The following is a 25,023-nucleotide window of genomic DNA, read 5'->3' on the forward strand; positions in this document are numbered from 1 at the left end:
CGTCCCCGAAGGAGCCCCCATGCGCATCCGATCCATGATCGCGGTGCTGGCCACCGCAGCGGCCGGCCTGCTCGGCGCCAGCTCCGGCGCCCTCGCCGCCCCGGCCGGCCCGCAGCCGATCATCGGCGGTGGCACCGTCTCGTCGGCCCCGTGGGCCGCCGCCGTGTTCAGCAACGGCTCGTTCACCTGCTCCGGCACGATCATCGCACCGCAGTGGGTGCTCACCGCCCGGCACTGCGTGAGCGGCACGATGTCCGTCCGGGTCGGCAGCGTCTACCGCTCCTCCGGCGGCCAGACCCGCACCGTCAGCGCCAGCTACAGCCGCTACGACCTGGCCCTGCTGCGCCTGTCCAGCTCGGTGAGCACCTCGTACGTCACGCTGGCCACCAGCAACCCGCCGATCAACTCCACCAACTCGATCTACGGCTGGGGCATGACCTGCTACAGCGGCTGCTCGGCCTCCAGCCAGCTCAAGACCGCGTCGGTCCGGGTGACCAGCAACAGCGCCACCGACGCGTACGGCGGCCAGGCGATCCGGAGCACGCGGATCAACGGCAACGCCTGGCGGGGCGATTCGGGCGGCCCGCAGTTCTACAACGGCCGCCAGGTCGGCGTCGCCTCCACCGCCGACGGCCAGAGCATCCAGAACTACGGCAGCGTCGCGTACAACCGGGCCTGGATCTCCCAGACGGCCGGTGTCTGACGGTTAGCGCCACGCTAGGCGCGGATGGCCGGCAGCGCGCCGGCCGTCCGCGCCGCGCCGTTTTGCAGCATCCGATCAGGTGAACAAGGCCGACGATCGGGCGCCCGCCGCCCTGACAACATCGGAAGCGTGCTGGTCGTGACGACGGAGCAACTGCCCGGGTACGAGATCCGCCAGATCCTCGGCGAAGTGGTGTCATCGATGGCCAGGACGCGGAACCCGTACCGCGAGGGGGTCAAGAACCTGCGCGGTGGCGCGTACGACCCGATGGCCCCGGACAACCTCACCCGGTGGCGTACGGACTCGGTGGCCCGGCTCGGCGAGGAGGCCCGTCGTATCGGCGCGAACGCCGTGGTGGGGATGCGCTTCGACAGCCGCGACTGCGGCGAGATGTGGATGGAGATCTGCGCGTACGGCACGGCGGTGGTGGTGGCGCCCAAGATGCCCGACGTCATGCCGCCCGACCAGCCGCTGGTCGCCGCGGAGACCGCGCACGACCCGGCCTTCGCCGAGTCCCCGGGCGGCATCGCCGAACCGGCGAGCGCCCCCAACCTCCGCACCGCGGCGGAAACCCCCACCCGCGACGCCTGACCCATCCACCCCGCCCGCGCCCGTCCCGACCCCGTTGGGCGAGGGATCAGAGGATGGGGGGTGGGGTGTAGGTAGCGGCCTGGGGGTGGGCGTCCGTCACGGCGGCGATGCGGCGGGCGACCGCCTCGACCTGGGCCGGGGCGGCGCCTACGAAGGCGGAACGGTCGGCGACCAGCGCGTCGATCTCGGCGCGGGTCAGGCCCAGGCGGCCGTCCGCCGCCAGGCGGTCGAAGAGGTCGTTCTCGGCGGCGCCCTTCTCGCGCATGGCCAGCGCCACCGCGACCGCGTGCTCCTTGATCACCTCGTGGGCGACCTCGCGGCCGACGCCACGCCGGACCGCCGCCACCAGGATCTTCGTGGTGGCCAGGAACGGCAGGAAGCGCTCCAGCTCCCGGTTGACCACCGCCGGGTACGCGCCGAACTCGTCCAGCACGGTGAGAAAGGTCTGGAACAGCCCGTCGGCGGCGAAGAACGCGTCCGGCAGGGCGACCCGGCGGACCACCGAGCAGGAGACGTCCCCCTCGTTCCACTGGTCGCCGGCCAGCTCGCCGACCATCGACAGATAACCACGGATGATCACGGCGAAGCCGTTGACGCGCTCGCTGGAGCGGGTGTTCATCTTGTGCGGCATCGCGCTGGAACCCACCTGGCCCGGCTTGAAGCCCTCGGTGGCCAACTCCTGGCCGACCATCAGCCGGATCGTGGTCGCCAGCGACGACGGGGCGGCGGCGATCTGGGCCAGCGCGGAGAGCACCGCCAGGTCGATCGAGCGCGGGTAGACCTGCCCGACGCTGTCGAGGACCCGGTTGAAGCCGAGGTGCCCCGCCACCCGGCGCTCCAGTTCCGCCACCCGCTCGGCGTCGCCGTCGAAGAGGTCGAGCTGGTCGGCGGCGGTGCCGACCGGGCCCTTGATGCCGCGCAGCGGATACCAGTTGATCAGGTCGTCCAGCCGCTCGTACGCGATGAGCAGCTCCTCCGCGGCCGACGCGAAGCGCTTGCCCAACGTGGTGGCCTGCGCCGCGACGTTGTGCGAGCGGCCGGTCATGACCAGGTCGGAGTGCTCGACGGCGAGGCGGGCGAGCCGGGCGAGGGTGGCGACCACGCGGTCGCGGATCAGCTCCAGCGAGCGGCGCACCTGGAGCTGCTCGACGTTCTCGGTGAGGTCCCGGGAGGTCATCCCCTTGTGCACGTGCTCGTGCCCGGCGAGCGCGCTGAACTCCTCGATCCGGGCCTTCACGTCGTGCCGGGTGACCCGCTCCCGCTCGGCGATCGAGGCCAGGTCGACCTGGTCGAGCACCCCCTCGTACGCCTCGACGACGCCGTCGGGCACGGGGACGCCGAGATCCCGCTGGGCCCGGAGCACGGCGAGCCAGAGCCGCCGCTCCATCCGGATCTTCTCCTCGGGCGACCAGAGGGCGACCAGCTCGGGTGAGGCGTACCGGTTGGCGAGCACGTTCGGGATCGTCACGTACCTCAGTCTTTCACGTCGCCCGGGACGGCCCGGACGAGGACGTCCGCCCGCCCGACCGCGCGGACACCGTGCTCGACCGGCGCAGGATATTCCGGAACAGGACCAGGGCAGCGCTGGAGAGGACGGCGACTTTGCCGCAGGGGAGGTGGGAAGGCCGGCGCTCCGGCTGCCAAGCAGGCACGCCGCGCGTGCCACCTCACTGGCCGGGCAGTTCCCGCCCCGGTGCCCGACACGAAGCGATCTGTTGCGGCCGGTATCACCAGGCGGGGCGGGCGGCCGGGTCGAGGGCGAGGTCCCGGAGCTGTTCCGGGGTGAGCACGAACCGTCCGTCACGGCTGTGCAGCCAGATCCTGATCCAGGTGCCGTCGGGGTACAGGACGTCGACCCGCCGGAAGTGGGTCACGTCCCCGCCCCCGAAGGCTTCCATGACGCGCGCGGTCTCCCGGACGCGCGCGCCGTCCGGCCCCGTCGACAGGCCGCACGAGTCGACGATCTGCTTCCCGCAGTCCATGACGTCGCGGTTCAGGCCCGGCTGCGGCTCGGCCAGCGCCAGGACGGACAACTCGTTGCCGAACGCGCCGGTGGGGTCGACCGGATAGGCGCGCACCGAGAAACCGACGTTGCGGTAGTCCTCGGACGCGACCCCGGCCGGCGCGTCGCGGGCCGGTGCCGTCGGAACGACGCCGCGGCCCACCCCGGTCGGTGGCACCCACCGGACTCCGGGCGCCCGCGCCACGAGGGCCGCCGCCACCCCGTCCCGGTAGCGCCCGGCCGCCTCCGTGGGCAGGTGCTGGTTGCTCTTGCGGTGCGGGGGGCGCGAGGCGGACGCCGGGGCCGCCGGCTGCAGGTCCGGACGGTCGACCACCAGGCCCGCGCCGAGCACCAGCGCGAGCACCCCGCCGGCCGCCGAGGCGTACGCCCCGAGCCGGCGCGTGCGGACCAGCCGGCGCTGCCGCAGGATCACCCCGTCCAGGTCGATCGAGGAAGGCGGCGCGTGGCCGATCGCCGCGTCGAAGATCTCCCGGTACGTCACGCGAACCCTCCCGTCCGCAGGGCCGGCTGGTCCACGGCCAGCAGGCGTAGCGACTCCAACGCTCTGGCGGCCTGGCTCTTCACCGTGCCGGTGGTGACGCCGAGGATCTGCGCGGTGTCCTCCACGGAGAGGTCGCAGTAGAAGCGCAGCACCACCACGGCGCGCCGCCGCTCGGGCAGCTTGCCGAGCAGTTCGAGCAGCAGCTCCCGGTCGGCCAGGTCGGGTTCGGAGTCCGGCGCGGCACCGTCGGGAACCTCGTCGGTGCTGCGTTCGCGCCGCCACGGCCGCCGCCGCTCGTCCAGCCAGACGCGCGTGAGCACCCGCCGCACGTACGCGTCGACGTTCTCCGCCGCGCGGACCCGGGGCCAGGCCCGGTAGAGCTTGCCGAGCGTGATGGAGACGAGGTCGTCCGCGGTGTGCCAGTCCCGGCAGAGCAGGTACGCCGTGCGGCGCAGGTGATCCAGCCGGGCACCGACGAACTGCCGGTACTCGTCCTCGTCCGCCCGCCTCATCCGTCCCGCCTCCGCCGCCTCATGCCCAGGGGACGGAGCGCGGGGCCGCGCGGGTTGCCCGCGCCGGGGTCAGCGTTCGAGGATGGCGGTCACGCCCTGGCCGCCTGCGGCGCAGATGGAGATCAGGCCCCGGCCGCCGCCCTTTTCCGCCAGCAGCTTCGCCAGGGTCGCCACGATCCGCCCGCCGGTGGCCGCGAACGGGTGCCCCGCGGCCAGCGACGAGCCGTTGACGTTCAGCTTCTCCCGGTCGATCGCGCCGAGCGGGGCGTCCAACCCCAGCCGGTCCTTGCAGAACTCGGGGGACTCCCAGGCGGCCAGGGTGGCCAGCACCTGCGAGGCGAACGCCTCGTGGATCTCGTAGTAGTCGAAGTCCTGAAGCGTCAGCCCGGCCCGCTCCAGCAGTCGGGGCACCGCGTAGGCGGGGGCCATGAGCAGCCCCTCGTCGCCGTGCACGAAGTCGACGGCGGCGGCCTGCGACCAGGAGAACCACGCCAGCACGGGCAGGTTGTGCTCGCGGGCCCACTCCTCGCTGGCCAGCAGCACCGTCGAGGCGCCGTCGGTCAGCGGCGACGAGTTGCCGGCCGTCATGGTCGCCGCCTCGGCGTCGGGTCCCTTCGCGCCGAAGACCGGCTTCAGCGTGCCGAGGCGCTCCAGGCTGGTGTCGGGACGCAGGTTCTGGTCCCTGGTGAGCCCGAGGTAGGGGGTGACCAGGTCGTCGAAGAACCCCCGGTCGTACGCGGCGGCGAGCCGCTGGTGCGAGCGCAGCGCCAGCTCGTCCTGGGCCTGCCGGTCGACCTGCCAGCGCAGCGCCGTGCGGGCGGCGTGCTCCCCCATCGACAGCCCGGTACGCGGCTCCGCGTTGCGCGGGATCTCCGGCTTGAACGGCTGGGTGGGGCGCAGCTTCGCGGCGATCCTCAGCCGCTCGCCGAGGGTGCGGGCGCTGTTGAGCCGGAGCAGTGTGCGGCGCATCTCCTCGTTGACCGCGAGCGGCGCGTCGGAGGTGGTGTCCACGCCGCCGGCGATGCCGACCTCGATCTGCCCGAGGGCGATCTTGTTGGCGACCAGGATGGCGGCCTCCAGCCCGGTGCCGCAGGCCTGCTGGATGTCGTACGCGGGGGTGTGCGGGTCGAGCTTCGAGCCGAGCACGACCTCGCGGGTCAGGTTGAAGTCCTTCGCGTGCTTGAGCACCGCGCCGGCCACCACCTCGCCGACCCGCTGGCCGGCCAGGCCGAACCGGGCGACGAGCCCGTCCAGCGCGGCGCCCAGCATGTCGGCGTTCGACGCGCTGGCGTACCGCGAGTTGGACCGCGCGAAGGGGATGCGGTTGCCGCCGATGACCGCGACCCGCCGGATGCTCTGCACGATCCCGCCTCCTCGAAAGACTTGCCCTTACCTTACTCGCCAGTAGGCTACGCCTATGACCGACAGGTACGCGAGCTTCGTCCGATCGGGGGCCGGCCGCACGCTGGTCAAGCGCCTCGGGCTGCCCGACCCGCCGCGACTGCGCCGACACACCCCCGGCGACCCCATCGTGCCCGGCCCCGTCCTGCTGGGCGCCGCGACCGGCGGCCGGCTCGCCGAGCAGGCCGGCAAGGTCCTGACCGCCGCCGGGGTCGAGCTGCGCGATCCCGGCGCCGTGGAGTCCACCGAGCGCTTCGCCGCCCTGGTGTACGACGCCACCGGCGTCACCGACTCCGCCGAGCTGCGCCAGCTGTACGACTTCTTCCACCCGCGCGCCCGCTCGGTGCTGCCCAGCGGCCGGGTCGTCGTGCTCGGCACCCCGCCCGACGAGTGCGGCTCGCCCCGGGAGGCGACCGCCCAGCGGGCCCTGGAGGGGCTGACCCGCAGCATCGGCAAGGAGTTCGGCCGGGGCGTCACCGCCCAGCTCGTGTACGTGACGAAGGACCCGGACGCCGGCACCTGGACCAGCGTGGAGGCGACCCTGCGGTTCCTGCTCTCCGGCCGGTCCGCGTACGTCTCGGGGCAGGTCGTGCGGGTCGGTGCCGGCACGGCCGTCGCCCCGGCCGACTGGGACCGCCCGCTGGACGGGCAGGTCGTGCTGGTCACCGGGGCGGCCCGGGGCATCGGCGCGGCGCTGGCCCGGGTGCTGGCCCGCGACGGCGCCCGGGTGGTCGCGCTGGACATCCCGGCGGCCGGGGACGAGCTGGCGGCGGTCGCCAACGAGATCGGCGGCACGGCCGTCCAGTTGGACCTGACCGCCCCCGACGCCCCGGCCCGGCTCGCCGCGCACTTCGCCGACCGGCACGGCCGGGTCGACGTGGTGGTGCACAACGCCGGCATCACGCGCGACAAGACCCTCGGCCGGATGGACGCCGACCGGTGGGACTCGGTCATCGACGTCAACCTCTCCAGCCAGGAACGGATCAACGACGTGCTGCTGGAGCGGGAGCTGATCCCGGCGGGCGGCCGGATCGTCTCGGTCTCCTCGATCGCCGGCATCGCCGGCAACCGGGGCCAGACCAACTACGCCACCAGCAAGGCGGGCGTGGTCGGGCTGGTGGAGTCGCTCGCCCCGGCGCTGCGCGGGCGGCAGATCAGCGTCAACGCGGTCGCCCCCGGGTTCATCGAGACCCGGCTGACGGCGCGCATCCCGCTGGTGATCCGCGAGGCGGGCCGGCGGATGAACAGCATGTCCCAGGGCGGGCTGCCGGTGGACGTCGCCGAGACCATCGGCTGGCTGGCGTGGCCGGCCTCCGGCGCGGTCAGCGGCAACGTCGTCCGGGTCTGCGGCCAGAGCCTGCTGGGGGCGTGATGGCGAGGAGAGGACAGCCGCCGCAGGAGCCGGACGACCTGTCGGTGCACGAGCTGATCGACGGCCCGACCGAGATCCTGTCGCAGGACACCCTGGACGCGATCCGCGGGCCGGAAGCGTCCGGCCACGACCTGAGCCTCGAACAGACGCACGACCTCTCCGCCTCCGCCGTGGAGGTGACGCAGGACCTCGCCGGCGCGGTCGGGCCGGCCGGGACGGGTGCCCGGGAGCGCGTCGAGCTGCCCCGGATGCCGGCGGCCGGTGCGCTCTACCGAAGGGCGCTGCTCGGCGCGCTGCCCGGCCTCGGCGGTGGGCGGCGCTCGTCGGGCGTCCCGGCGGTCGAGTTGGCCGTCGGCGGGATCGCCGTCGACCGGACGCACCTCGCCGACTACGACCGGGTCTGCGGGTTCCGGCTCACCGACCGGCTGCCCGCCACGTTCCCGCACGTCATGGGCTTTCCGTTGGCCCTGCGGCTGATGACCGCGCCCGAGTTCCCCATCCCGCTGACGGGCGTGGTGCACGTCGGCAACCGGATCACCGTGCGCCGCCCGGTCACCGCCGACGAGACCCTCGACTTCTCCGCGTACGCGGAGAACCTGCGTCCGCACGACCGGGGGCGGCAGGTCGACGTGGTGCTCGTCGGCTCGGTCGGCGGGGAGGAGGTCTGGCGGGGCGTCTCGACGTACCTCGGCAGGGAGGGCAAGCGGGGCGGCGGCGGGCGGCGCGACCAGCCCGGGCGGCCCACGACGCCGGCCGGCTCGGCGCGCTGGCGGGTCGAGCCCCGCGTCGGTACGGACTACGGCCGGGTCTCCGGCGACCACAACCCGATCCACACTTCGCGCCTCGGCGCCCGGCTGTTCGGTTTCCCCCGGCCGATCGCGCACGGGATGTGGAGCAAGGCGCGCTGCCTGGCCGCGCTGGAGAACCGGCTGCCGGACGCCTACACGGTCGAGGTGGCCTTCAAGCTGCCGGTGCCGCTGCCGAGCACGGTGAGCTTCGGGCTGCTGCCGGAGGGCGGGTTCGCCCTGCACGACTCGCGCGGCCGGCCGCACCTGGCGGGCCTCGTGCGCTGAGCCGCCCCCGGCCGACGCTGAGCCGCCCCCGCCGAGGCTGACGCGCCCCTGACGAAGCCGACACGCCCCTGCCGGATCCGCTCCCGGGCTTGGCAGGGGCGTTTCGGTGCGCTAGGTTGTTCTCACATCGAGATGTTCTCAGGATGAGAGAGACATGGTTGACGAGCAGGACTTCCTGGCCGCGTACGACCCCCGGGCCTATCCGTCGGTCGCCGTGACCGTCGACGTGGTGGCGCTGACCATCCGGGACGGCGCGCTGCACCTGCTGCTGATCCGGCGCGGCCAGCCCCCCTTCGAGGGCCACTGGGCGCTGCCGGGTGGATTCGTCCGCCCCGACGAGGACCTCGCGGCCGGCGCCCGGCGGGAGCTGGCCGAGGAGACCGGGCTCGGGGGCGAGGGGCTGCGCCGCGTACACCTGGAGCAGTTGGGCAGCTACGGCACCCCCGACCGCGACCCGCGGATGCGCGTCGTCTCCGTCGCCCACCTCGCGTTCGCCCCCGACCTGCCGGACCCGGCCGCCGGCACCGACGCCGACGAGGCGATCTGGCTGCCGGTGACCGCGCTGACCAGCCGACAGCTCGCCTTCGACCACGGCCGGATCATCGACGACGCGCTGGAGCGGGCCCGGTCCAAGCTGGAATACACCCCGCTCGCCACGCGCTTCCTCGCCGGCGAGTTCACCGTCAGCGAGCTGCGCGCCGTCTACGAGACGGTCTGGGGCCACCCGCTGCACGCCGGCAACTTCCACCGCAAGGTGCTCTCCGTGCCGGGCTTCGTCGAGAGCACGGGCACCAGCACCGAGCGCGGCGGCGCCCGCGGCGGCCCCCGCGCCCGGCTCTACCGGGCCGGCGACGCCCGGCTGCTGCACCCGGCGCTGCTGCGCCCCGCCCGGGAGGAGACGGTGCGATGAGGACCGCGGAAGCCGTCCGCCTGGTCACGGCGGCCCGCACCGACGCCGACCTGTTCGGCACGGACCAGTCGGCCCGCCGCTACCGCGAGCTGGTCGCGGCCCTGCACCCCGACCGCCTGCCGGCCGACCCGGCCGTACGCGCCGAGGCCACCGACGCTTTCATCCGGGTCACCACCCGCTGGCGGGCCCGGCAGGTCACCGTGCTCGGCGACTACCGCCTCGGCACGCCGGCCCACTCGGGCGACCTGGCCGACCTCTACGACGTCGGGGCCGACCGGCTGCTCAAGCTGCCCCGGCGCCCCACCGACAACGACCTGATGGCCCGGGAGGCGCACGCCCTGCGCACCATCGCCGAGCGTGGCGACCCGCGCTACCTGCCGTACGTGCCCCGGCTGGTGGACTCGTTCAGGCACTCCGACGCCGCGACCGGCGCCGAACGGCGGATCAACGTGCTCGCCACCGCGCCCGGCCTGCACGACCTCGACGAGATCCGGCGCGCGTACCCGGACGGGGTCGACGCCCGCGACGTGGCCTGGATGTGGCGCCGGCTGCTGGTGGCGCTCGGCCTGGCCCACCAGGCGGGCGTCGTGCACGGCGCGGTCCTGCCGCCGCACGTGCTGATCGAGCCGGACGGGCACGGCGTGGTGCTGGTCGACTGGTGCTTCTCCGCGCCCGTCGGCAGCACCGTCCCCGCGCTGGTGCCCGGCTACGACGCGCGGTGGTACCCCGACGAGATCCCCCGGAAGCGCCCCTGCGGGCCGGGCACCGACATCGCGATGGCCAGCGGATGCATGAGCTGGCTGATGGGGCCGCGCGCGCCCCGCGAGCTGGACGCCTTCGCGCGGGGCTGCCGGCAGCGGGCGCTGGGCGCCCGGCCCGACGACGCGTGGCTCCTGCTGCGCGAGCTGGACGAGGTGCTGGACCGGCTCTACGGGCCGCGCACCTTCCGACCCTTCACCCTCACCCCGTAAGGAGCTGTCATGGGCAGTGGAATGTGGTCCACCGACGTGTACGACGCCGCCGACCGCTACCGCCGGAAGACCGGCAAGAGCGCGTTCTCCTACAGCGACAGCGGGGCGCGCAAGGTGCACCCCGCCCTCGACCCCCGCGACGCGATGCGCGAGAGCCGCGACTCCGCCGAGCACCCCCGGTCGACGCCCATCGCGGTGCTCTTCGACGTCACCGGCTCGATGCGCAACGTGCCGCGCGTCCTGCAGACCAAGCTGCCGCAGCTGCTCGGGCTGCTGCAACGGCAGGGCTACGCCAGCGACCCGCAGATCATGTTCGGCGCGATCGGCGACGCCACCTGCGACCGGGTGCCCTTGCAGGTCGGCCAGTTCGAGTCGGACAACCGGATGGACGACGACCTGGGCCGGATCGTGCTGGAGGGCGGCGGCGGCGGGCAGATGACCGAGTCGTACGAGCTGGCCATGTACTTCATGGCCCGGCACACCGTGACCGACGCCTGGGAGAAGCGCGGCCGGCGCGGCTACCTGTTCATCATCGGCGACGAGCTGGCGTACCCGCAGGTGAAGTCCCGGGAGGTGGCCCGCGTCATCGGCGGCGACCTGCGCGAGGACGTGCCGCTGCGGCAGATCGTCGACGAGGTGACCCGCCGCTGGGACACCTACTACCTGCTCCCCGCGGGCAGCCACTACTCCGGCAACGCCAAGGTGCTCGACTCGTGGCGGGACCTGCTCGGGCAGAACGCCGTCGTGCTGGACGACCTCGACGCGGTCTGCGAGACGATCGCGCTCACGGTCGGTCTCGGCGAGCAGGCCATCGACCTGGACGAGGGCCTGCGCGACCTCGACCGGGCCGGCTCCGGCGCCACCGGCACCGTCTCGAAGGCGCTGGCCCGCCTGCGCGGCGGGCGGCGCGCCGAGGTGTCGACGCTGCCCGCGTTCCGCGACACCGGCGGCGAGGTGACCCGGCTGTGAGACCCGTGGCGGTGGTCGGCCCCGGCTCCGGAGAGGTGACCCGGCTGTGAACCACGTGGCGGTGGTCGACCTCGGCTTCGGCGACGCCGGCAAGGGCACGGTCGTGGACTGGCTCTGCGCCACCCGACCCGTGCACACGGTGGTCCGCTTCAACGGGGGCGCGCAGGCGGCGCACAACGTCGTGCTGCGCGACGGGCGGCACCACACGTTCGCGCAGTTCGGCGCCGGCACGTTCCATCCCGGCGTCCGTACGCACCTGTCGCGGCACGTGGTGGTGGACCCGCTCGCGCTGGCCGCCGAGGCCGACCACCTCGCCTCGGTCGGGGTGCCCGACGCGCTCGACCGGTTGACCGTCGACGGGGAGGCGCTGCTCGCCACCCCGTACCACCGGGCCGCCAACCGGGCCCGGGAGATCGCCCGGGGAGCCGACCGGCACGGCTCCTGCGGGCTCGGGGTGGGCGAGGCCGTCGCGTACGGTCTCGCCCACCCAGACGAGGCGCCCCGGGTGGCCGACTGCGGCGACCCGGGGCGGCTGCGCCGCCGGCTGACCGCCCTGCGGGACCGGCTGACCGCCGAGCTCGGCCCGCTGGACGCGCCGCCCGTCGCCGACTGCCTGCCCGCGTTCACCGGCTTCGCCGCGCGGGTCGCGATCGTCGACCGGAGCTGGCTGGCCGGGGCGCTGCGCGCCGGCACCTGCGTCTTCGAGGGCGCGCAGGGGGTGCTGCTCGACGAGTGGCACGGCTTCCACCCGTACACGACGTGGAGCACCACCACCTTCGCCAACGTCGACGGCCTGCTCGCCGAGGCGGGCCAGGCCGGTACGGCCACCCGGATCGGGGTGCTGCGCGTGGTCACCACCCGGCACGGCCCCGGCCCGCTGGTGACCGAGGACCCGGCCCTGCCGCTGACCGACCCGCACAACCCGACCAACCCGTGGCAGGGGCGGTTCCGGTTCGGCCACTTCGACGCGGTCGCCCACCGGTACGCCCTCGCCGCGGCCGGCGGGGTCGACGGCCTGGCGCTCACCCACGTCGACCTCGCCGGCCCCGGGCTGCGGATCTGCCGCCGCTACGACACCACCGACCGGCTCACCCCGGGCCCGCCCGGCGACCTGGACCGGCAGGCCGCGCTCACCACCCACCTGCTGCGCTCCCGCCCGGTGTACGACGACGCCCCGCCGCCCGACTGGACGGCGGCGGTGCAGGAGGAGCTGGGCGTGCCCGTGGTGTTGACCTCGCGGGGTCCCACCGCCGACGACAAGACCCCACACGGTCCGCTGCCCGCCCGGCGCCCCCTCCCGTCGGCCAGAACGCCGGCCGAGGCGTCGGCGTGACGCCGGGCGTCGCCGGAGGCCCGAGAGGGTCGATCCGGCGACTCGGCCACCGGGCGGATCGCGCCCGGCCAGCATGGGAGACATGGAGTCCGCGCTCGACCTGCTCCGGCAGCTGGTCACCTCACCGTGGGTGTACCTGCTGATCTTCGGGCTCACCGCGGTCGACGCGTTCTTCCCCGCCGTACCCGGTGAGGCGGCCGTGATCACCGCCGCCGTGCTCGCCACCGGCGGCAACCCCAACCTGGTGGTGGTGATCGTCGCCGCCGCGCTGGGGGCCTTCGCCGGCGACCACGTCTCGTACGCCATCGGGCGCGGCGGCGGCGCGAGCCGGCTCGCCCGCCTCCCGGACGGCAGCCGGCGCCGGGCCAGCTCCGAGTGGGCCCGGCGGGCGGTGCACCGGCGCGGCGGGCTGATCCTGACCACGTCCCGGTACGTCCCCGGTGGCCGGACGGCGGTCACCCTCACCATGGGCGCGGTCCGCTACCCGCTCCGGTCGTTCCTGCTCTTCGACGCCGTCGCGGCGGTGAGCTGGGCGCTCTACTGCGCCCTGCTCGGCTACTTCGGCGGGCTGGCCTTCGAACGCGACCCGATCAAGGGCATCCTCGCCGGCGTGGGCCTCTCGCTGGCGATCACGCTGCTGCTGGAGGCGCTGCGCTGGCTACGCCACCGCAGGCGCCGCTGACCGGGCGACGACTACTGCCGCGCGGATGCCCGCCGCCGGTGGGCAGGCGGGGTGGCGGGTCAGGACGGGGGCACCAGTGGGTGCCAGGTGGCGCCACGGAGGAGTTGGCCGGCGCCCAGCCAGGCGACGTTCATCATCCGGGTCGCAGTCTTCTCCGGGTCCGCGTCGGGGTGGTCGGCGAGCCAGTCCGCCAGCGACTCGGTCGCCCCCACGAGGGCGTACGCGACGACCTCCAGGTCGGTCTCGCCCACCTCGCGGCCCTCGGCGCGCAGCGCGTGGTCGAGCATCCCGGCGACCACGTCGACCAGCCGGGCCCGCATGCCGGCCAGTTCGCCGGCGAAGGGCTGCTCGCCCCGGGCCTGCCGGTAGAGCACGGCCCACCCGTCGCGGTGCGCCCCGACGAAGCCGAAGAACGCGCGCAGCCCCCGCCAGAGTCGCTCGTCGGCCGGCAGTTCGGGGGCGGCCGCCCCGGCGATGGCCTGCATCATCCGGGTGCCCTCCCGGTGCAGGCAGGCGACGAAGAGTTCTTCCTTCGTGCCGAGGTACGCGTAGACCATGGGCTTGGAGATGCCGGCGTCCTCGGCGATCTCGTCCATGCTGGCCGCGTGGAAACCCCTGCGTGAGAACACTTTCACGGCCGCGTCGAGCATCTGCTGCTCGCGTACGGCGCGGGGTAGGCGCTTGAAGGTGGGTGGGGTGGACACCTTGCGAGCATACCTACTCGCCCGTAAGGTTACGCACGAGTAGCCAATACCCGGAAGGTGCAGCCCCATGACTGACTTCGACCCGGCCAACTTCGCGAACGTCGGCCCCAAGGAGTTCGCCCAGCTGGTCAAGTCCACCCCGGACGACAAGATCGCCGAGGTGATGTCCGGCGACCTGCGCGGCAAGATCCTCGGTGAGGTCTTCGGCCGGATGCCGCAGCTCTTCCGCGCCGACCGGGCCGGCTCGACCAACGCGGTCATCCACTGGAACATCACCGGCCGCCCCGACGGTGGCACCGACACCTACGAGGTGGTCATCGCCGACGGCGCGTGCACCGTCAACGAGACCCCGCAGCACGACCCGAAGCTCAGCCTCACGATGGGCCCGGTCGAGTTCCTGAAGATCGTCTCCGGTGGCGCGAACCCCGTCATGATGTTCATGACCGGCAAGCTCAAGGCCAAGGGCGACCTGGGCCTGGCCGCCAACATCGCCAACCTGTTCGACATCCCCAAGGCCTGACATGGCCGAGTTCTCGCTCGACCTGAACGAGGAACAGCGGGATCTGCGCGACTGGGTGCACGGCTTCGCCGCCGAGGTCGTGCGCCCGGCCGCGGCCGAGTGGGACGCCCGGGAGGAGACCCCCTGGCCGATCATCCAGGAGGCGGCGAAGGTCGGCCTGTACGGCTTCGAGTTCCTCGCCACCTGCTGGGCCGACCCCACCGGCCTCTCCCTCCCGATCGCCAGCGAGGAACTCTTCTGGGGTGACGCCGGCATCGGGCTGGGCATCTTCGGCACCTCCCTCGCGGTGGCCGCCATCTACGGCGCCGGCACGCCCGACCAGATGGTCGAATGGGTGCCGCAGTGCTTCGGCACCGTCGACGAGCCGGCCGTCGCCGCGTTCTGCACCACCGAGCCCGAGGCCGGCTCCGACGTCGGCGCGATGCGCACCCGGGCGGTCTACGACGAGGCCACCGACGAGTGGGTGCTGCGCGGGCAGAAGGCGTACGCCACCAACGGCGGGATCGCCGGGGTGCACGTGGTCACCGCCTCGGTCGACCCGGCGCTCGGCTCCCGCGGGCAGGCGGCGTTCGTCGTACCGCCGGGCACCGCCGGCCTCACCGCGACCCGCAAGCTGCGCAAGCTGGGCCTGCGCGCGTCGCACACCGCCGACGTCTTCCTCGACGACGTACGCGTGCCGGGGCGCTGCCTGCTCGGCGGCCGGGACGCCCTGCTCGAACGCCTCGACCGGGCCCGCTCCGGCAAGCGCGCCTCGGGCCAGGCGGCGATGCGCACCTTCGAGCTGTCCCGGCCCACCGTCGGCGCGCAGGCGCTGGGCGTGGCGCGGGCCGCCTACGAGTACGCCCTGGACTACGCGAAGGAACGGGTGCAGTTCGGGCGCCCGATCATCGAGAACCAGGCGGTCGCGTTCGCGCTGGCCGACATGAAGATGGAGATCGACGCCGCCCGGCTGCTGGTCTGGCGGGCGTCCTGGATGGGCCGCAACAACCGGCCCTTCACCGCCGGCGAGGGCTCGATGTCCAAGCTGAAGGCCGGCGAGGTGGCCGTCTCCGTCACCGACAAGGCCGTACAGCTGCTCGGCGGGGCCGGCTTCCTGCGGGACCACCCGGTCGAGCGCTGGTACCGCGACGCCAAGATCTACACCATCTTCGAGGGCACCTCCGAGATCCAGCGGCTGGTCATCTCCCGGGCCATCTCGGGCGTCCAGATCCGCTGACCGGCCGCTGGCGCGCGCTGCCGTACCGGACACGTGCCGGTCCGGGCGGCCGCAACACCCGTACCACTGCGCACCTGATCTCCAGACCGCCCGCGTGGGGCCCCGGCCCGGGGTCCCACGCGCACCGCCTGAGGAGGTTGCGTCATGGACCTGCCGTTCGTCGTCGCCACCCTGACCCGACGCGGGCTACTCACCCCCGGCCGACCGATCCGCGTCGCCGCCCAGCTCCAGGCGCTGCGCAGGTGGGGCTGGAACATCGCCGGCGAGCTGCGCCAGGCCGCCGCCCGCGACCCCGACCGCACGGCCGTCGTCGACGAGCAGGGCACCAGGACGACGTACGCCGAACTGCTCGACCGGTCGGAGCGGCTGGCCCGGGGGATGCGGACGGCGCTCGGGGTGCGGCCCGGCGACCGGGTCGGCGTGCTCTGCCGCAACCATCCCGGCCTGGTCGAGTCGATCGTGGCCGCCACCCTGCTCGGCGCGGACGCGGTGCTGGTCAACACCGGGCTCTCCGCCGCGCAGCTCGCCACCGTGGCCGAGGAGCAGCGGCTGCGGGTGCTGGTGCACGACGCCGAGTTCGTCGACCGGGTCGCCAATCTCGCCGCCGAGGTGCTGCGCCTCGACGAGCGCGCCCGGGAGGAACTCGTGGTCGGCTCGCTTTCCGGCGAGCTGCGTCCCCCCGGGCGCGACGGCCGGATCATCGTGCTCACCTCGGGCACCACCGGCGCGCCCAAGGGCGCCCGGCGCCCCACCCCGAACGGCTTCGGCCCGCTGGTCTCCATCATCGACCGCATCCCGCTGCACGCCCGGGACACCGTCATGATCGCCGCGCCGCTCTTCCACACCTGGGGGTACGCCGCCCTCCAGGTCTGCTTCGCCCTGCGCGCCACGATCGTGCTGCACCGCCGCTTCGACCCGGCCGCCACGCTGGCCGCCCTGGTGGCACAGCGCTGCGACGCCCTCTTCGCCGTACCGGTGATGCTGCAACGGCTGCTGGAGGTGCCGCCGCCGGAGCCCCGCCCCCCGCTGAAGGTGGTCGCGGTCAGCGGCTCCGCGCTGCCGGGCGGCCTCGCCCCGCGGTTCATGGACGTCTACGGCGACGTCCTGCACAACCTCTACGGCTCCACCGAGGTCTCCTGGGCGTCCATCGCCGGCCCCGCCGCGCTGCGTGCGGCGCCCACCACCGCCGGCCGGGCACCGCACGGCACCCGGTTGCAGATCCTCGACGCGGCCGGCGAGCCGGTGCCACCCGGGCGGGTCGGCCGCATCTTCGTCGGCAACGAGATGCTCTTCGAGGGCTACACGTCCGGGACCACCCGGGAACACCGCGACGGCCTGCTCGACACGGGCGACCTGGGGCGGCTGGACGCCGACGGGCTGCTCTTCGTCGACGGCCGGGCCGACGACATGATCGTCTCGGGCGGGGAGAACGTGTTCCCGTCCGAGGTGGAGGACCTGATCGCCCGGCTGCCGCAGGTACGCGAGGCCGCCGTGATCGGCGTACCGGACCCCCGGTACGGCCAGCGGCTCGCCACGTTCCTCGCCCTGCACCCCGGCGAGACGCTCGACCCGGAGGCCGTCCGCGAGTACGTCCGGCACTACCTGGCCCGGTTCTCCGTACCCCGGGACGTGGTCTTCGTGAAGTACCTGCCCCGCAACGCCACCGGCAAGGTGCTGGCCCGCGAGCTGCACCGCTACTACTACAGCTGACCGTTCCCCGGCCGTTACTGCCCGGATGCTCCCCCGCCCCTAGGCTGGCGGCACCATGATCGGTTCCGGACCGCGCCGCCGTGCCCGACACCGCCACCATGCCCGTCACCGTCCGCCACGACCCCGGATGGCACCGCTCCTGCTGGTCGAGGCGGCGACGCTGCTCTCCAACACCGGCAACGGGGTGGCCAACGTGGCCCTGCCCTGGCTGGTGCTCGAACGCACCGGCAGTCCCACCGCGGCCGGCGTGGTAGCGGCGGCCACCGCCCTACCGATGCTGCTGTCCGGCCTCGTCTCCGGCACCGTCGTGGACCTGCTCGGCCGGCGACGTACGGCGCTGGTCTCCGACACGCTCTCCGCCGTCTCGGTCGCCGCGATCCCGGTGGTCGACGCGCTGCTCGGGCTGAACCTCGGCTGGATCGTGGCGCTGGCCGTGCTCGGGGCGGTGTTCGACCCGGCCGGCCTGACCGCCCGGGAGACCCTGCTGCCGGCCGCCGCACAGGCCGCAGGCTGGCGCATCGAACGCGCCAACGGGGTGCACGAGGCGGTCTGGGGGCTCGCCTTCCTCATCGGGCCCGGCGTCGGCGGCGTGCTCATCGCCGCGATCGGCCCCGGCTCGACGCTCTGGGTCACCGCCACCGGATTCGTGCTGGCCGTCGCGATGATCGCCGCCGTCCGACTGCCGGGGGCCGGCCGCCCCGAACGCCCCCCGTCCGGGCTGTGGCGCGGCACCGTCGAGGGGCTGCGGTTCGTCTGGCAGGACCGGCTGCTGCGGACCATCGCGCTGCTCACGATGGTGCTGGCCGCGCTCTACCTGCCGGTCGAGGGCGTGCTGCTGCCGGCGTGGTTCGTCGGCCGGGGGGAGCCGGCCCGGCTCGGCGCGCTGCTCATGGCGATGAGCGCCGGCGGAGTCGTCGGTGCGCTCGCCTCCGGGGTGGCGGGCCGGCTGATCCGGCGGCACACCCTGATGGTGATCGCCCTCGTCGTCATCGGAATGGCCCTCGTGGGGCTGGCCACCCTGCCGCCGTTCCCGGCCATGATCGGCTTCGCCGTCGCGATCGGGCTCGCGTACGGGCCGGTCAACCCGCTGTCCAACTACGCCATGCAGACCCGCACGCCGGAACGGTTGCGCGGGCGCGTGGTCGGGGTGATGACCTCGTTCGCGTACGCCGCCGGCCCGGCCGGCTACCTGCTCGCCGGGCCACTGGTGGAGTGGCTCGGCCTGCGTACCGCCTTCCTGGTGCTGGCCGTGGCGCTGCTGGTGGCGACCCTGGGCGCCGCGCCGCTGCCGGCACTACGGGCGCTGGACGAGCCACCCCGCTACCCGCCCGCCCCGCCCGGCGGCCCGACGAACCGGGTGGAGGAACGCGTCCCGCTCAACGGGCAGTACGCCCCCGCGACGCGCCGGGACGCGCCCCGCGTACAGGGGCGCGTCCGGGTCGAACAGCTGTGGCCGCCCGCCCCGGACCGGGACGCACCCGTTCGGGGCTGACTTCCCGCGTCAGGGATGGAGCGTCAACCCGGGCGTGGTGGCGATGGCCGTCAACTGCGCCACGGTGAGCACCGGCGGCGGGCCGAACCGGAACGTCGGCGGCACACCGTTCTCCCCGCCCTCGATGTGGTGGTTGTCCGTCGTCACCGTCACGGTCGTGCCGTCCGCCCGCTGCACCTGCGCCCAGCGCTGCTCGAAGCCCTCGTCGCCCGGGGTGACCGTGCTGGTGGTGAGGGTGCCGCCGTCCGGCAGGCGGCTGCTCGTGCAGGTACGGGGATCGGGGGCGGCGGCGCATCCCTCGGACGCGTCGACGGCCGTCGGGATCAACGACACCGTCACGTTGTCGGCCTGCCCGTTGCCGCGCAGCCGGGCGTGGGCGTAGTAGTGCCAGTGGCTCTTCTCGTAGGTGAACTGCACCGGGTCGCAGCCCGGGATCGTGCCGTGGACCGTCAGCCCCGCCGGCACGACGGCCGCCAGCGCGGGACGCAGCACGAGGGTCAGGCGGGCCACGCCGGCGTCGGGGCGTTCGGTCGGCCGGTCGCGCACCGTGTCGTACGACTGCTGCGGCGCCGGCGGTCCGCTGGGCTCCGGTTCCGCCACCGGGCAGAGCGCCGCGTCGGCGGACGGCGAGCCGTCACCGGTCGGCAAGGTGGGCCCGCCCGGTCCGGCGGCCGGGCCGACGAGCAGCGCCGGTGTCAGCACGACCGCGGCGACCAGGGCGGCGACCCCGGTGCCCGCCGTCGCCCACACCCGATGACGGCGTCGTCGCCGGTCGTCGGCGAGCAGCCGGTCCACGTCGATCCGGGTGGGCGGCGGCGACGCCACCGCGGTGCGCAACTGCCGGGCGAGTTCATCCATCGGTGCGTGCCTCCTCGGCTCGGGCCGGCGCGCCCACGAGGCGGCTCCGCAGCGCCTCGATCGCGCGCGCCGACTGGCTCTTGACGGTGCCGGTGGTGCAGCCGAGTTCCCGGGCGGTCTCCTCCACGGACAGGTCGCAGAAGTAGCGCAGCACCAGGACCGCGCGGCGGCGCGGCGGCAGCTCGGCCAGCAGGGCGAGGATGGTCAGCCGGTCCGCGGCACCGTCGGTGGCGGAACGGACGGCGCCGTCGGGGACCTCGGCCCAGGCGGCCTCGCGCCGCCACGGCCGGCGCCGCTCGTCCAGCCACACCCGCAGCAGGGTGCGCCGGACGTACGCGTCGGGGCTGTCCATCCGCGACACGCGCCGCCAGTGCCGCAGCAGCTTGACCAGCGCCGTCGACACCAGGTCGTCGGCCGTGTGCCAGTCGCCGCAGAGCAGGTACGCCGTGCGGCGCAACGGTTCCAGCCGCGCCCCGACGTACTCGCGGTAGCCCTCGATGTCGGCAGGCAATCCCGCCACCTCCTCGCCTCACCGCTCAAACGGAGGCGGGGAGGGTGGAGGTTGCCCGGTCAGCCCGGAATGCTGATCCGCCCCTCGACGGCGGCGGAGGCGATGTCGGTGCGGTGCTGTGCCCCGGCCAACTCCACCCCACCCACCAGCGCGTACGCGGCGTCCCGCGCGGCGGGCAGGTCGGCGCCGGTGGCGGTGGCGCAGAGGACCCGGCCACCGGCGGAGCGCAGCGCCCCGTCGGCGTCCCGGCGGGTGCCGGCGTGGATGATCCCCGGCGCCTCGCCCCCGGTGATCACATCGCCGGTACGCGGGGCGGCCGGGTAGCCCTCGGCGGCGACCACGACCGTGACGGCGGCGCCGTCGCGCCAACGCAGCGGTGGGTGCCCGGCCAGCGTGCCGGTCGCGGCGGCGTGCAGCAGCCCGGCCAGCGGCGTCTCCAGCAGCGCGAGCACCACCTGCGTCTCCGGGTCACCGAAGCGGGCGTTGAACTCGATCACCCGGGGGCCGTCGGCGGTGATCGCCAGCCCGACGTAGAGCAGGCCCGCGAACGGGGTGCCCCGGCGGGCCATCTCCGCCAGGGTCGGGTGCACGACGTCGCGCATGACCTCGTCGACCAGGCCGGACGGCGCCCAGGGCAGCGGCGCGTACGCCCCCATGCCGCCGGTGTTCGGGCCGGTGTCGCCGTCGCCGATCCGCTTGAAGTCCTGCGCGGGCAGCAGCGGCACCGCCGCCTCGCCGTCGGTGACCACGAAGAGGGAGACCTCCGGGCCGGCCAGGTATTCCTCGACGACGACCCGGCCGCACTCCTCGGCGTGCCGCAGCGCGGCGGCGCGGTCGTCGGTCACCACGACACCCTTGCCGGCGGCAAGCCCGTCGTTCTTCACCACGTACGGCGCGCCGAACTCGTCCAGCGCCCTGGCGGTGCTCTCCGCGTCCGTGCAGGTGTACGCGCGGGCCGTCGGTACGCCAGCAGCGGTCATCACGTCCTTGGCGAACGCCTTCGACCCCTCCAGCCGGGCCGCCTCGCCGGACGGCCCGAAGGCGGCGATCCCCTTGGCGCGTACGGCGTCGGCGACCCCGGCCACCAGCGGCGCCTCCGGCCCGATCACCACCAGGTCGGCCCCGGTCTCCACCGCCAACGCGGCCACGCCCGCCGGATCGCACGGATCGACGCTCCGCAACGAGGCGAGCGGAGCAATGCCGGGATTACCGGGCGCCGCGACCAACTGCTCGACGGCCGGATCCGCAGCCAGCCCGAGCGCGAGCGCATGCTCCCGCCCCCCACCACCAAGAAGAAGTACGCGCACACCCGCATCCTACTGACCCCCTCCCCGACGGCGATGGCCCGACGAACGGTGTCAGGGACGTAGGCGGGGTGCAGGGTGTCGGCCCAGGTGAAGCGGAGGATGGTCCAGCCGGCATTGACCAGGCGGTTCTGGCGGCGGCGGTCGGCGTGGACAGCCTCCGGGGTGCCGTGCGGACCCCGCCCGTCGGCCTCGGCGATCACCCTCGGGCCCCGCCAGCCGAGATCCCCGATCCCGAGCAGGTAGCCGTCGTCGTCGCGCACCTCGAGTTGGAGGGCATCCGGTGGCACCCGTCCGTCGACGCAACGTAATCTCGTCCGCGTCTCCAGCGGGGACTGCGCCCGGCCGTCCGCCTCCGCAAGATGAGAACGCGCCGCCACCGCACCGCGTCGACCTCTGATCAGGCGCGACACGGCGAGCAGGTCGTCGTCGGTGACGAGCCCCCGGTTCAGCGCGGAGTCCAGCACGCACACCGCGGTGTAGCGGTCTTCCCGCAGGACCAGGTCGGCGACAGTCCGCAGCGGCGAGGTGACGGCGATGCCGTCGAGCCGGACCAGTTGACCGGGCGCGACTGTCAACTGGTGCACCACCACCTCGGGATGAGCCAGCCGGGAGTGCCTCGCGACCGGACCGGGCATCGACAGGTGGATCGCCTGTGTCGACCGGGGCCCCGCGATGCCGTGCAGTTCGGCGGCCGTCGTCAGGACCGCTGCGGCAGGCGCACCGAAGGATGCGACAGCCGCCCTGATCCGCGCCCGTCGAGGGATGCCGTCGTAGCAGTCGGCGTCGACGAGGTAGCCGCCACGGATCACCGCGCGCCAGCGACCGGATCGACAGAGCCGGTGCACGTCGTGCACCGTGAGCCCGGCCGTACGCGCCTGCGCAAGCGTCACGATGCCGTCGCGCGCACCAGCCATCGCGCGTACGACTGCCAGCGGATCCGTCCCCATACCGCTCAACTGTCCCGGCATCCGGCGACCGGCGAAACCCCCTGTGGATAACCCGCCCCGCCCTGTGGACAGCCCCCCGATCCCACCCGGTTGATCATGAAGTTGTTGCCGTCGGCGTCGGCGTGTCGAAGCAATAACTTCATGATCAACTCGGAGGGGGGTGGGGGGCCGGGGGGGTTAGAGGAGGGGGTGGCGGAGGACGTTTTCCTCGCGGCCCGGGCCCACGCCCACGACGCTGACGCGGGTGCCGCAGAGTTCCTCGATGCGGGCGATGTAGCGGCGCGCGTTCTCGGGGAGCTCGTCCTCGGTGCGCGCCTTGGTGATGTCCTCCCACCAGCCGTCGAGCTCCTCGTAGATCGGAGTCGCGTGGTGGAAGTCGGTCTGGGTCATCGGCATGTCGTCGAAGCGCTCGCCGTTGATCTCGTACCCGACGCAGATCGGCACCTTCGGCAGGCCGGTGAGCACGTCGAGCTTGGTGACCACCAGGTCCGTGACGCCGTTGAGGCGGCAGGCGTACCGGGCGACGACGGCGTCGAACCAGCCGCAGCGGCGCTCCCGGCCGGTGGTGGTGCCGTACTCGTGGCCCACCTTGCGCAGGTGCTGCCCGTTGTCGTCGAACAGCTCCGTCGGGAACGGCCCGGAGCCGACCCGCGTCGTGTACGCCTTGCTGACCGCGATCACCTTGCTGATCGCCGTCGGCGGGATGCCGGCGCCCACGCAGGCCCCGCCGGCGGTCGGGTTCGACGAGGTCACGAAGGGGTACGTGCCGTGGTCCATGTCGAGCATGGTGGCCTGGGCGCCCTCCAGCAGGACCGTCTCGCCGCGGTCCAGCGCGTCCCAGAGCATCACCCGGGTCTCGGCGATGTACGGCTTGAGTCGCTCCGCGTACCGCAGGTATTCCTCGACGGTCTCGTCGACGTCGATCGCCTTGCGGTTGTAGATCTTGAACAGGAGCTGGTTCTTCTCGCGCAGCGCCAGTTCGAGCTTCTTGCGCAGGATGCCCGGGTCGAGCAGGTCCTGGAGCCGGATGCCCATCCGGGCGACCTTGTCACCGTAGGCCGGGCCGATGCCCCGGCCGGTGGTGCCGATCCGGGAGCTGCCGAGGTAGCGCTCGACCACCCGGTCCAGGGCCCGGTGGTGCGGCATGATCAGGTGCGCGTCGCCGGAGATCCGCAGCCGGCTGACGTCGACCCCGCGCTCGGCGAGCCCGTCGATCTCGGCCAGCAGCACCTTCGGGTCGACCACGACGCCATTGCCGATGACGATCATCGCGCTCGGGGAGAGCGCGCCCGACGGCATCAGGTGCAGCGCGTACTTCTGGCCGTCCGGCGTGATCACCGTGTGGCCGGCGTTGTTGCCACCGGAGTAGCGCACGACGTAGTCGACCCGCTCACCCAGCAGGTCGGTAACCTTGCCCTTGCCCTCGTCGCCCCACTGGGCACCGAGCAGCACGATCGCTGGCATCTTCTCGCCTCCAGAAGGCTCGGGTGCCAGGTGGCGACCGGTCGGCGAGCCCGGGGTGTCAGGCTAACAAGTAGTGGCGGCGCGGCCGGCAGGGGTCGCGTCGGGAGGCAGGAGGCCTTTTCGTGTACGACGTGGTGCTGCTCACCCTCGGCTCGGAGCGCGACGCGCCCGCCGGGGCCTGCGGCAGCGGCGGCTGCTGCGGCGCGGCGCCTGAGAAGGGCGCCGCGACGGCCGACGACGGCGCGAAAGCCGACGCCTGCGCGACCGACGGCGCGACGGCCGACGCCTGCGCCCCCGCCGGCGGCGCGACGGTCGACGGGCGCTGCGACACGCCACGGGTGCCGGTGCTGGCCTGCGCGGACGCGCTCACCGCCCGGGGCGCCCGCGTCGAGACGGTCACCGCCCGCTCCGACGCCGAGATCGACGAGGTGCTGGCCCGGTTCGACGGCCCGACCCGCCCGGACGGTCTCCCCTGGCCCGACCCGGACTCCAAGACCCGGCTCGTGGTCGCCTCGGCCAGCGACGCCCAGTTGCGCGCCGTCGTGCGCCGGCTCGTCCGGCGGTACGCCCCACCGCCGAGCCGCCGCCCCGACGACCTGCCCGGCAACCGGACGGTGCCGGACCTGCCGCCGATCGGCGTACTCCCGCTCGATCCGGCGCGGAGCACGACGCACCGTGACCTGGCGGCGCAGCTCGGGCTGCCCCGGGACCCGGCGGCGGTGGCCGCCGCGGTGCTGGACGGCACGCCCCGCCGGCTCGACCTGCTGCGCAACGACGGCGGCTCGGTGACCCTGGACGGCGCGCTCGTCGGCGCCGCCGACGACAACGGCCGGCCGCTGCACTGGCGCGGCCGGGTGGAGGTGGACGACGCCGTGCTCTCCAACGGCGACGACCCGCTGCTGGCCTGCGCGATCGGCAATGCCGGCGGGTACGCCCAGCTCGACGACGTGGCCCTGCTCGGCGCCCCGGACCCGACGGACGGCCTGGTCGAGGTGGCGGTGGCCGTGCCCGTGGTGACCCGCTCGGCGTTGGGCAGGAAGCGGGTGCGGCTGGAGGTACGACGCGCCCGGGGGCGGGCTGTGGCCGTGCTGCCCCGCGAGGGGAAGGTCCCGTTCCTCGACGACGGAGCCGAGGGCGAGCTGAGCCGGAAGCGGTCCTGGTGGACCGAACCGGGCGCCTGGGCGGTCTGGGCGAGCTGACCTCGGCGTCCCCGACGCGACCGCCGCGACCGGCCCGTGACGGCCGGCCGGGCGCGGCCACTGGGCCTATCCTC

General features: G+C 74.1%; 23 protein-coding genes. 14 read left to right on the top strand and 9 right to left on the bottom strand.

What is annotated here, in order from left to right:
* Positions 1–19: 19 nt before the first annotated feature.
* Positions 20–703, top strand: a complete 684-nt coding sequence (locus GA0070610_RS26955; RefSeq protein WP_089002626.1) for a S1 family peptidase — start codon at positions 20–22, stop codon at positions 701–703.
* 24 nt (positions 704–727) lie between these two features.
* Entirely contained in the window at positions 728–1,294 is a 567-nt protein-coding gene (locus tag GA0070610_RS26960) for a YbjQ family protein (RefSeq protein ID WP_089002627.1), read from the top strand.
* A 46-nt stretch (positions 1,295–1,340) separates the two neighbouring features.
* Here the strand turns inward: GA0070610_RS26960 and purB are convergent, their stop codons facing one another.
* From purB to GA0070610_RS26980, 4 genes are all read right to left on the bottom strand, one after another.
* Entirely contained in the window at positions 1,341–2,762 is a 1,422-nt protein-coding gene (purB, locus tag GA0070610_RS26965) for an adenylosuccinate lyase (RefSeq protein ID WP_089002628.1), read from the bottom strand.
* 259 nt (positions 2,763–3,021) lie between these two features.
* Positions 3,022–3,798 (bottom strand): hypothetical protein, encoded by a 777-nt coding sequence (locus GA0070610_RS26970; protein ID WP_089002629.1) that lies wholly within the window; start codon positions 3,796–3,798, stop codon positions 3,022–3,024.
* Positions 3,795–4,310, bottom strand: coding sequence for a SigE family RNA polymerase sigma factor (locus GA0070610_RS26975; protein WP_089002630.1), 516 nt, complete (start codon positions 4,308–4,310; stop codon positions 3,795–3,797). Before GA0070610_RS26975 ends, GA0070610_RS26970 begins: the two co-directional genes overlap by 4 nt.
* A 69-nt stretch (positions 4,311–4,379) precedes the next feature.
* On the bottom strand, positions 4,380–5,672 hold the full coding sequence (locus tag GA0070610_RS26980) for an acetyl-CoA C-acetyltransferase (RefSeq protein ID WP_089002631.1): 1,293 nt from the start codon (positions 5,670–5,672) through the stop codon (positions 4,380–4,382).
* Positions 5,673–5,727: 55 nt separating this feature from the next.
* Between GA0070610_RS26980 and GA0070610_RS26985 the strand changes: the two genes are divergently transcribed.
* The 7 genes from GA0070610_RS26985 to GA0070610_RS27015 all read left to right on the top strand — a co-directional run bounded on the left by GA0070610_RS26985 (position 5,728) and on the right by GA0070610_RS27015 (position 13,021).
* Positions 5,728–7,083: a 3-oxoacyl-ACP reductase gene (locus GA0070610_RS26985; RefSeq protein ID WP_089002632.1), complete on the top strand. Its 1,356-nt coding sequence runs from the start codon at positions 5,728–5,730 to the stop codon at positions 7,081–7,083.
* Between the two features lie 248 nt (positions 7,084–7,331).
* Positions 7,332–8,156 (top strand): MaoC/PaaZ C-terminal domain-containing protein, encoded by an 825-nt coding sequence (locus GA0070610_RS26990; protein ID WP_231926248.1) that lies wholly within the window; start codon positions 7,332–7,334, stop codon positions 8,154–8,156.
* A 154-nt stretch (positions 8,157–8,310) separates the two neighbouring features.
* The gene (locus tag GA0070610_RS26995) at positions 8,311–9,066 is read left to right on the top strand and encodes an NUDIX hydrolase (protein ID WP_089002633.1); all 756 of its coding nucleotides are present in this window, start codon (positions 8,311–8,313) and stop codon (positions 9,064–9,066) included.
* Positions 9,063–10,037, top strand: coding sequence for a serine/threonine protein kinase (locus GA0070610_RS27000; protein WP_089002634.1), 975 nt, complete (start codon positions 9,063–9,065; stop codon positions 10,035–10,037). The genes GA0070610_RS26995 and GA0070610_RS27000 overlap by 4 nt, the downstream gene beginning before the upstream one ends.
* 9 nt (positions 10,038–10,046) lie before the next feature.
* Positions 10,047–11,006 carry a hypothetical protein gene (locus tag GA0070610_RS27005; protein ID WP_089002635.1) on the top strand — a complete coding sequence of 320 codons (960 nt, stop codon included), beginning with the start codon at positions 10,047–10,049 and terminating at the stop codon, positions 11,004–11,006.
* A gap of 46 nt (positions 11,007–11,052) precedes the next feature.
* The gene (locus GA0070610_RS27010; protein ID WP_089002636.1) at positions 11,053–12,339 is read left to right on the top strand and encodes an adenylosuccinate synthetase; all 1,287 of its coding nucleotides are present in this window, start codon (positions 11,053–11,055) and stop codon (positions 12,337–12,339) included.
* A gap of 82 nt (positions 12,340–12,421) precedes the next feature.
* A complete protein-coding gene (locus GA0070610_RS27015; protein ID WP_089002637.1) occupies positions 12,422–13,021 on the top strand; it encodes a DedA family protein in 600 nt (199 codons plus the stop codon).
* Between the two features lie 59 nt (positions 13,022–13,080).
* Here the strand turns inward: GA0070610_RS27015 and GA0070610_RS27020 are convergent, their stop codons facing one another.
* Positions 13,081–13,725: a TetR/AcrR family transcriptional regulator gene (locus tag GA0070610_RS27020; RefSeq protein WP_089002638.1), complete on the bottom strand. Its 645-nt coding sequence runs from the start codon at positions 13,723–13,725 to the stop codon at positions 13,081–13,083.
* Between the two features lie 67 nt (positions 13,726–13,792).
* Between GA0070610_RS27020 and GA0070610_RS27025 the strand changes: the two genes are divergently transcribed.
* The 4 genes from GA0070610_RS27025 (at position 13,793) to GA0070610_RS27040 (ending at position 18,663) form a co-directional block, all read left to right on the top strand.
* The gene (locus GA0070610_RS27025) at positions 13,793–14,245 is read left to right on the top strand and encodes an SCP2 sterol-binding domain-containing protein (RefSeq protein WP_089002639.1); all 453 of its coding nucleotides are present in this window, start codon (positions 13,793–13,795) and stop codon (positions 14,243–14,245) included.
* 1 nt (position 14,246) lies between these two features.
* Positions 14,247–15,461 (top strand): acyl-CoA dehydrogenase family protein, encoded by a 1,215-nt coding sequence (locus GA0070610_RS27030; RefSeq protein WP_089002640.1) that lies wholly within the window; start codon positions 14,247–14,249, stop codon positions 15,459–15,461.
* Between the two features lie 144 nt (positions 15,462–15,605).
* Complete coding sequence (locus GA0070610_RS27035; protein ID WP_089002641.1) at positions 15,606–17,171, top strand: AMP-binding protein; 1,566 nt, start codon at positions 15,606–15,608, stop codon at positions 17,169–17,171.
* Positions 17,172–17,298: 127 nt separating this feature from the next.
* A complete protein-coding gene (locus tag GA0070610_RS27040) occupies positions 17,299–18,663 on the top strand; it encodes an MFS transporter (RefSeq protein ID WP_231925829.1) in 1,365 nt (454 codons plus the stop codon).
* Between the two features lie 9 nt (positions 18,664–18,672).
* On the opposite strand, the gene GA0070610_RS27045 is transcribed toward GA0070610_RS27040, so the two are convergent.
* From GA0070610_RS27045 to GA0070610_RS27065, 4 genes are all read right to left on the bottom strand, one after another.
* A complete protein-coding gene (locus GA0070610_RS27045; protein WP_089002643.1) occupies positions 18,673–19,521 on the bottom strand; it encodes a hypothetical protein in 849 nt (282 codons plus the stop codon).
* Positions 19,514–20,032, bottom strand: coding sequence for a SigE family RNA polymerase sigma factor (locus GA0070610_RS27050; protein ID WP_089002644.1), 519 nt, complete (start codon positions 20,030–20,032; stop codon positions 19,514–19,516). Before GA0070610_RS27050 ends, GA0070610_RS27045 begins: the two co-directional genes overlap by 8 nt.
* A 59-nt stretch (positions 20,033–20,091) precedes the next feature.
* Complete coding sequence (gene purD, locus GA0070610_RS27055) at positions 20,092–21,339, bottom strand: phosphoribosylamine--glycine ligase (RefSeq protein WP_089002645.1); 1,248 nt, start codon at positions 21,337–21,339, stop codon at positions 20,092–20,094.
* 1,124 nt (positions 21,340–22,463) lie between these two features.
* The gene (locus tag GA0070610_RS27065; RefSeq protein ID WP_089002646.1) at positions 22,464–23,750 is read right to left on the bottom strand and encodes an adenylosuccinate synthase; all 1,287 of its coding nucleotides are present in this window, start codon (positions 23,748–23,750) and stop codon (positions 22,464–22,466) included.
* Between the two features lie 122 nt (positions 23,751–23,872).
* Here GA0070610_RS27065 and GA0070610_RS27070 point away from each other — a divergent pair, with 122 nt between their 5' ends.
* Entirely contained in the window at positions 23,873–24,949 is a 1,077-nt protein-coding gene (locus tag GA0070610_RS27070; protein ID WP_089002647.1) for a diacylglycerol kinase family protein, read from the top strand.
* Positions 24,950–25,023 lie beyond the last annotated feature (74 nt).

The organism is Micromonospora echinofusca (genome assembly GCF_900091445.1).
Lineage (GTDB): Bacteria > Actinomycetota > Actinomycetes > Mycobacteriales > Micromonosporaceae > Micromonospora > Micromonospora echinofusca.

What these genes read in the sequence shown, in the direction of transcription:
- GA0070610_RS26955 (WP_089002626.1), top strand. Translation starts at nt 20, where the DNA reads ATGCGCATCCGATCCATGATCGCGGTGCTGGCCACCGCAGCGGCCGGC.
- GA0070610_RS27040 (WP_231925829.1), top strand. Translation starts at nt 17,299, where the DNA reads ATGGCACCGCTCCTGCTGGTCGAGGCGGCGACGCTGCTCTCCAACACC.
- GA0070610_RS26985 (WP_089002632.1), top strand. Translation starts at nt 5,728, where the DNA reads ATGACCGACAGGTACGCGAGCTTCGTCCGATCGGGGGCCGGCCGCACG.
- GA0070610_RS27035 (WP_089002641.1), top strand. Translation starts at nt 15,606, where the DNA reads ATGGACCTGCCGTTCGTCGTCGCCACCCTGACCCGACGCGGGCTACTC.
- GA0070610_RS27015 (WP_089002637.1), top strand. Translation starts at nt 12,422, where the DNA reads ATGGAGTCCGCGCTCGACCTGCTCCGGCAGCTGGTCACCTCACCGTGG.
- GA0070610_RS26960 (WP_089002627.1), top strand. Translation starts at nt 728, where the DNA reads ATGGCCGGCAGCGCGCCGGCCGTCCGCGCCGCGCCGTTTTGCAGCATC.
- GA0070610_RS27005 (WP_089002635.1), top strand. Translation starts at nt 10,047, where the DNA reads ATGGGCAGTGGAATGTGGTCCACCGACGTGTACGACGCCGCCGACCGC.
- GA0070610_RS26995 (WP_089002633.1), top strand. Translation starts at nt 8,311, where the DNA reads ATGGTTGACGAGCAGGACTTCCTGGCCGCGTACGACCCCCGGGCCTAT.
- GA0070610_RS27000 (WP_089002634.1), top strand. Translation starts at nt 9,063, where the DNA reads ATGAGGACCGCGGAAGCCGTCCGCCTGGTCACGGCGGCCCGCACCGAC.
- GA0070610_RS27065 (WP_089002646.1), bottom strand. Translation starts at nt 23,750, where the DNA reads ATGCCAGCGATCGTGCTGCTCGGTGCCCAGTGGGGCGACGAGGGCAAG.
- GA0070610_RS27025 (WP_089002639.1), top strand. Translation starts at nt 13,793, where the DNA reads ATGACTGACTTCGACCCGGCCAACTTCGCGAACGTCGGCCCCAAGGAG.
- GA0070610_RS27030 (WP_089002640.1), top strand. Translation starts at nt 14,247, where the DNA reads ATGGCCGAGTTCTCGCTCGACCTGAACGAGGAACAGCGGGATCTGCGC.
- GA0070610_RS26975 (WP_089002630.1), bottom strand. Translation starts at nt 4,310, where the DNA reads ATGAGGCGGGCGGACGAGGACGAGTACCGGCAGTTCGTCGGTGCCCGG.
- GA0070610_RS26990 (WP_231926248.1), top strand. Translation starts at nt 7,332, where the DNA reads ATGCCGGCGGCCGGTGCGCTCTACCGAAGGGCGCTGCTCGGCGCGCTG.
- GA0070610_RS27045 (WP_089002643.1), bottom strand. Translation starts at nt 19,521, where the DNA reads ATGGATGAACTCGCCCGGCAGTTGCGCACCGCGGTGGCGTCGCCGCCG.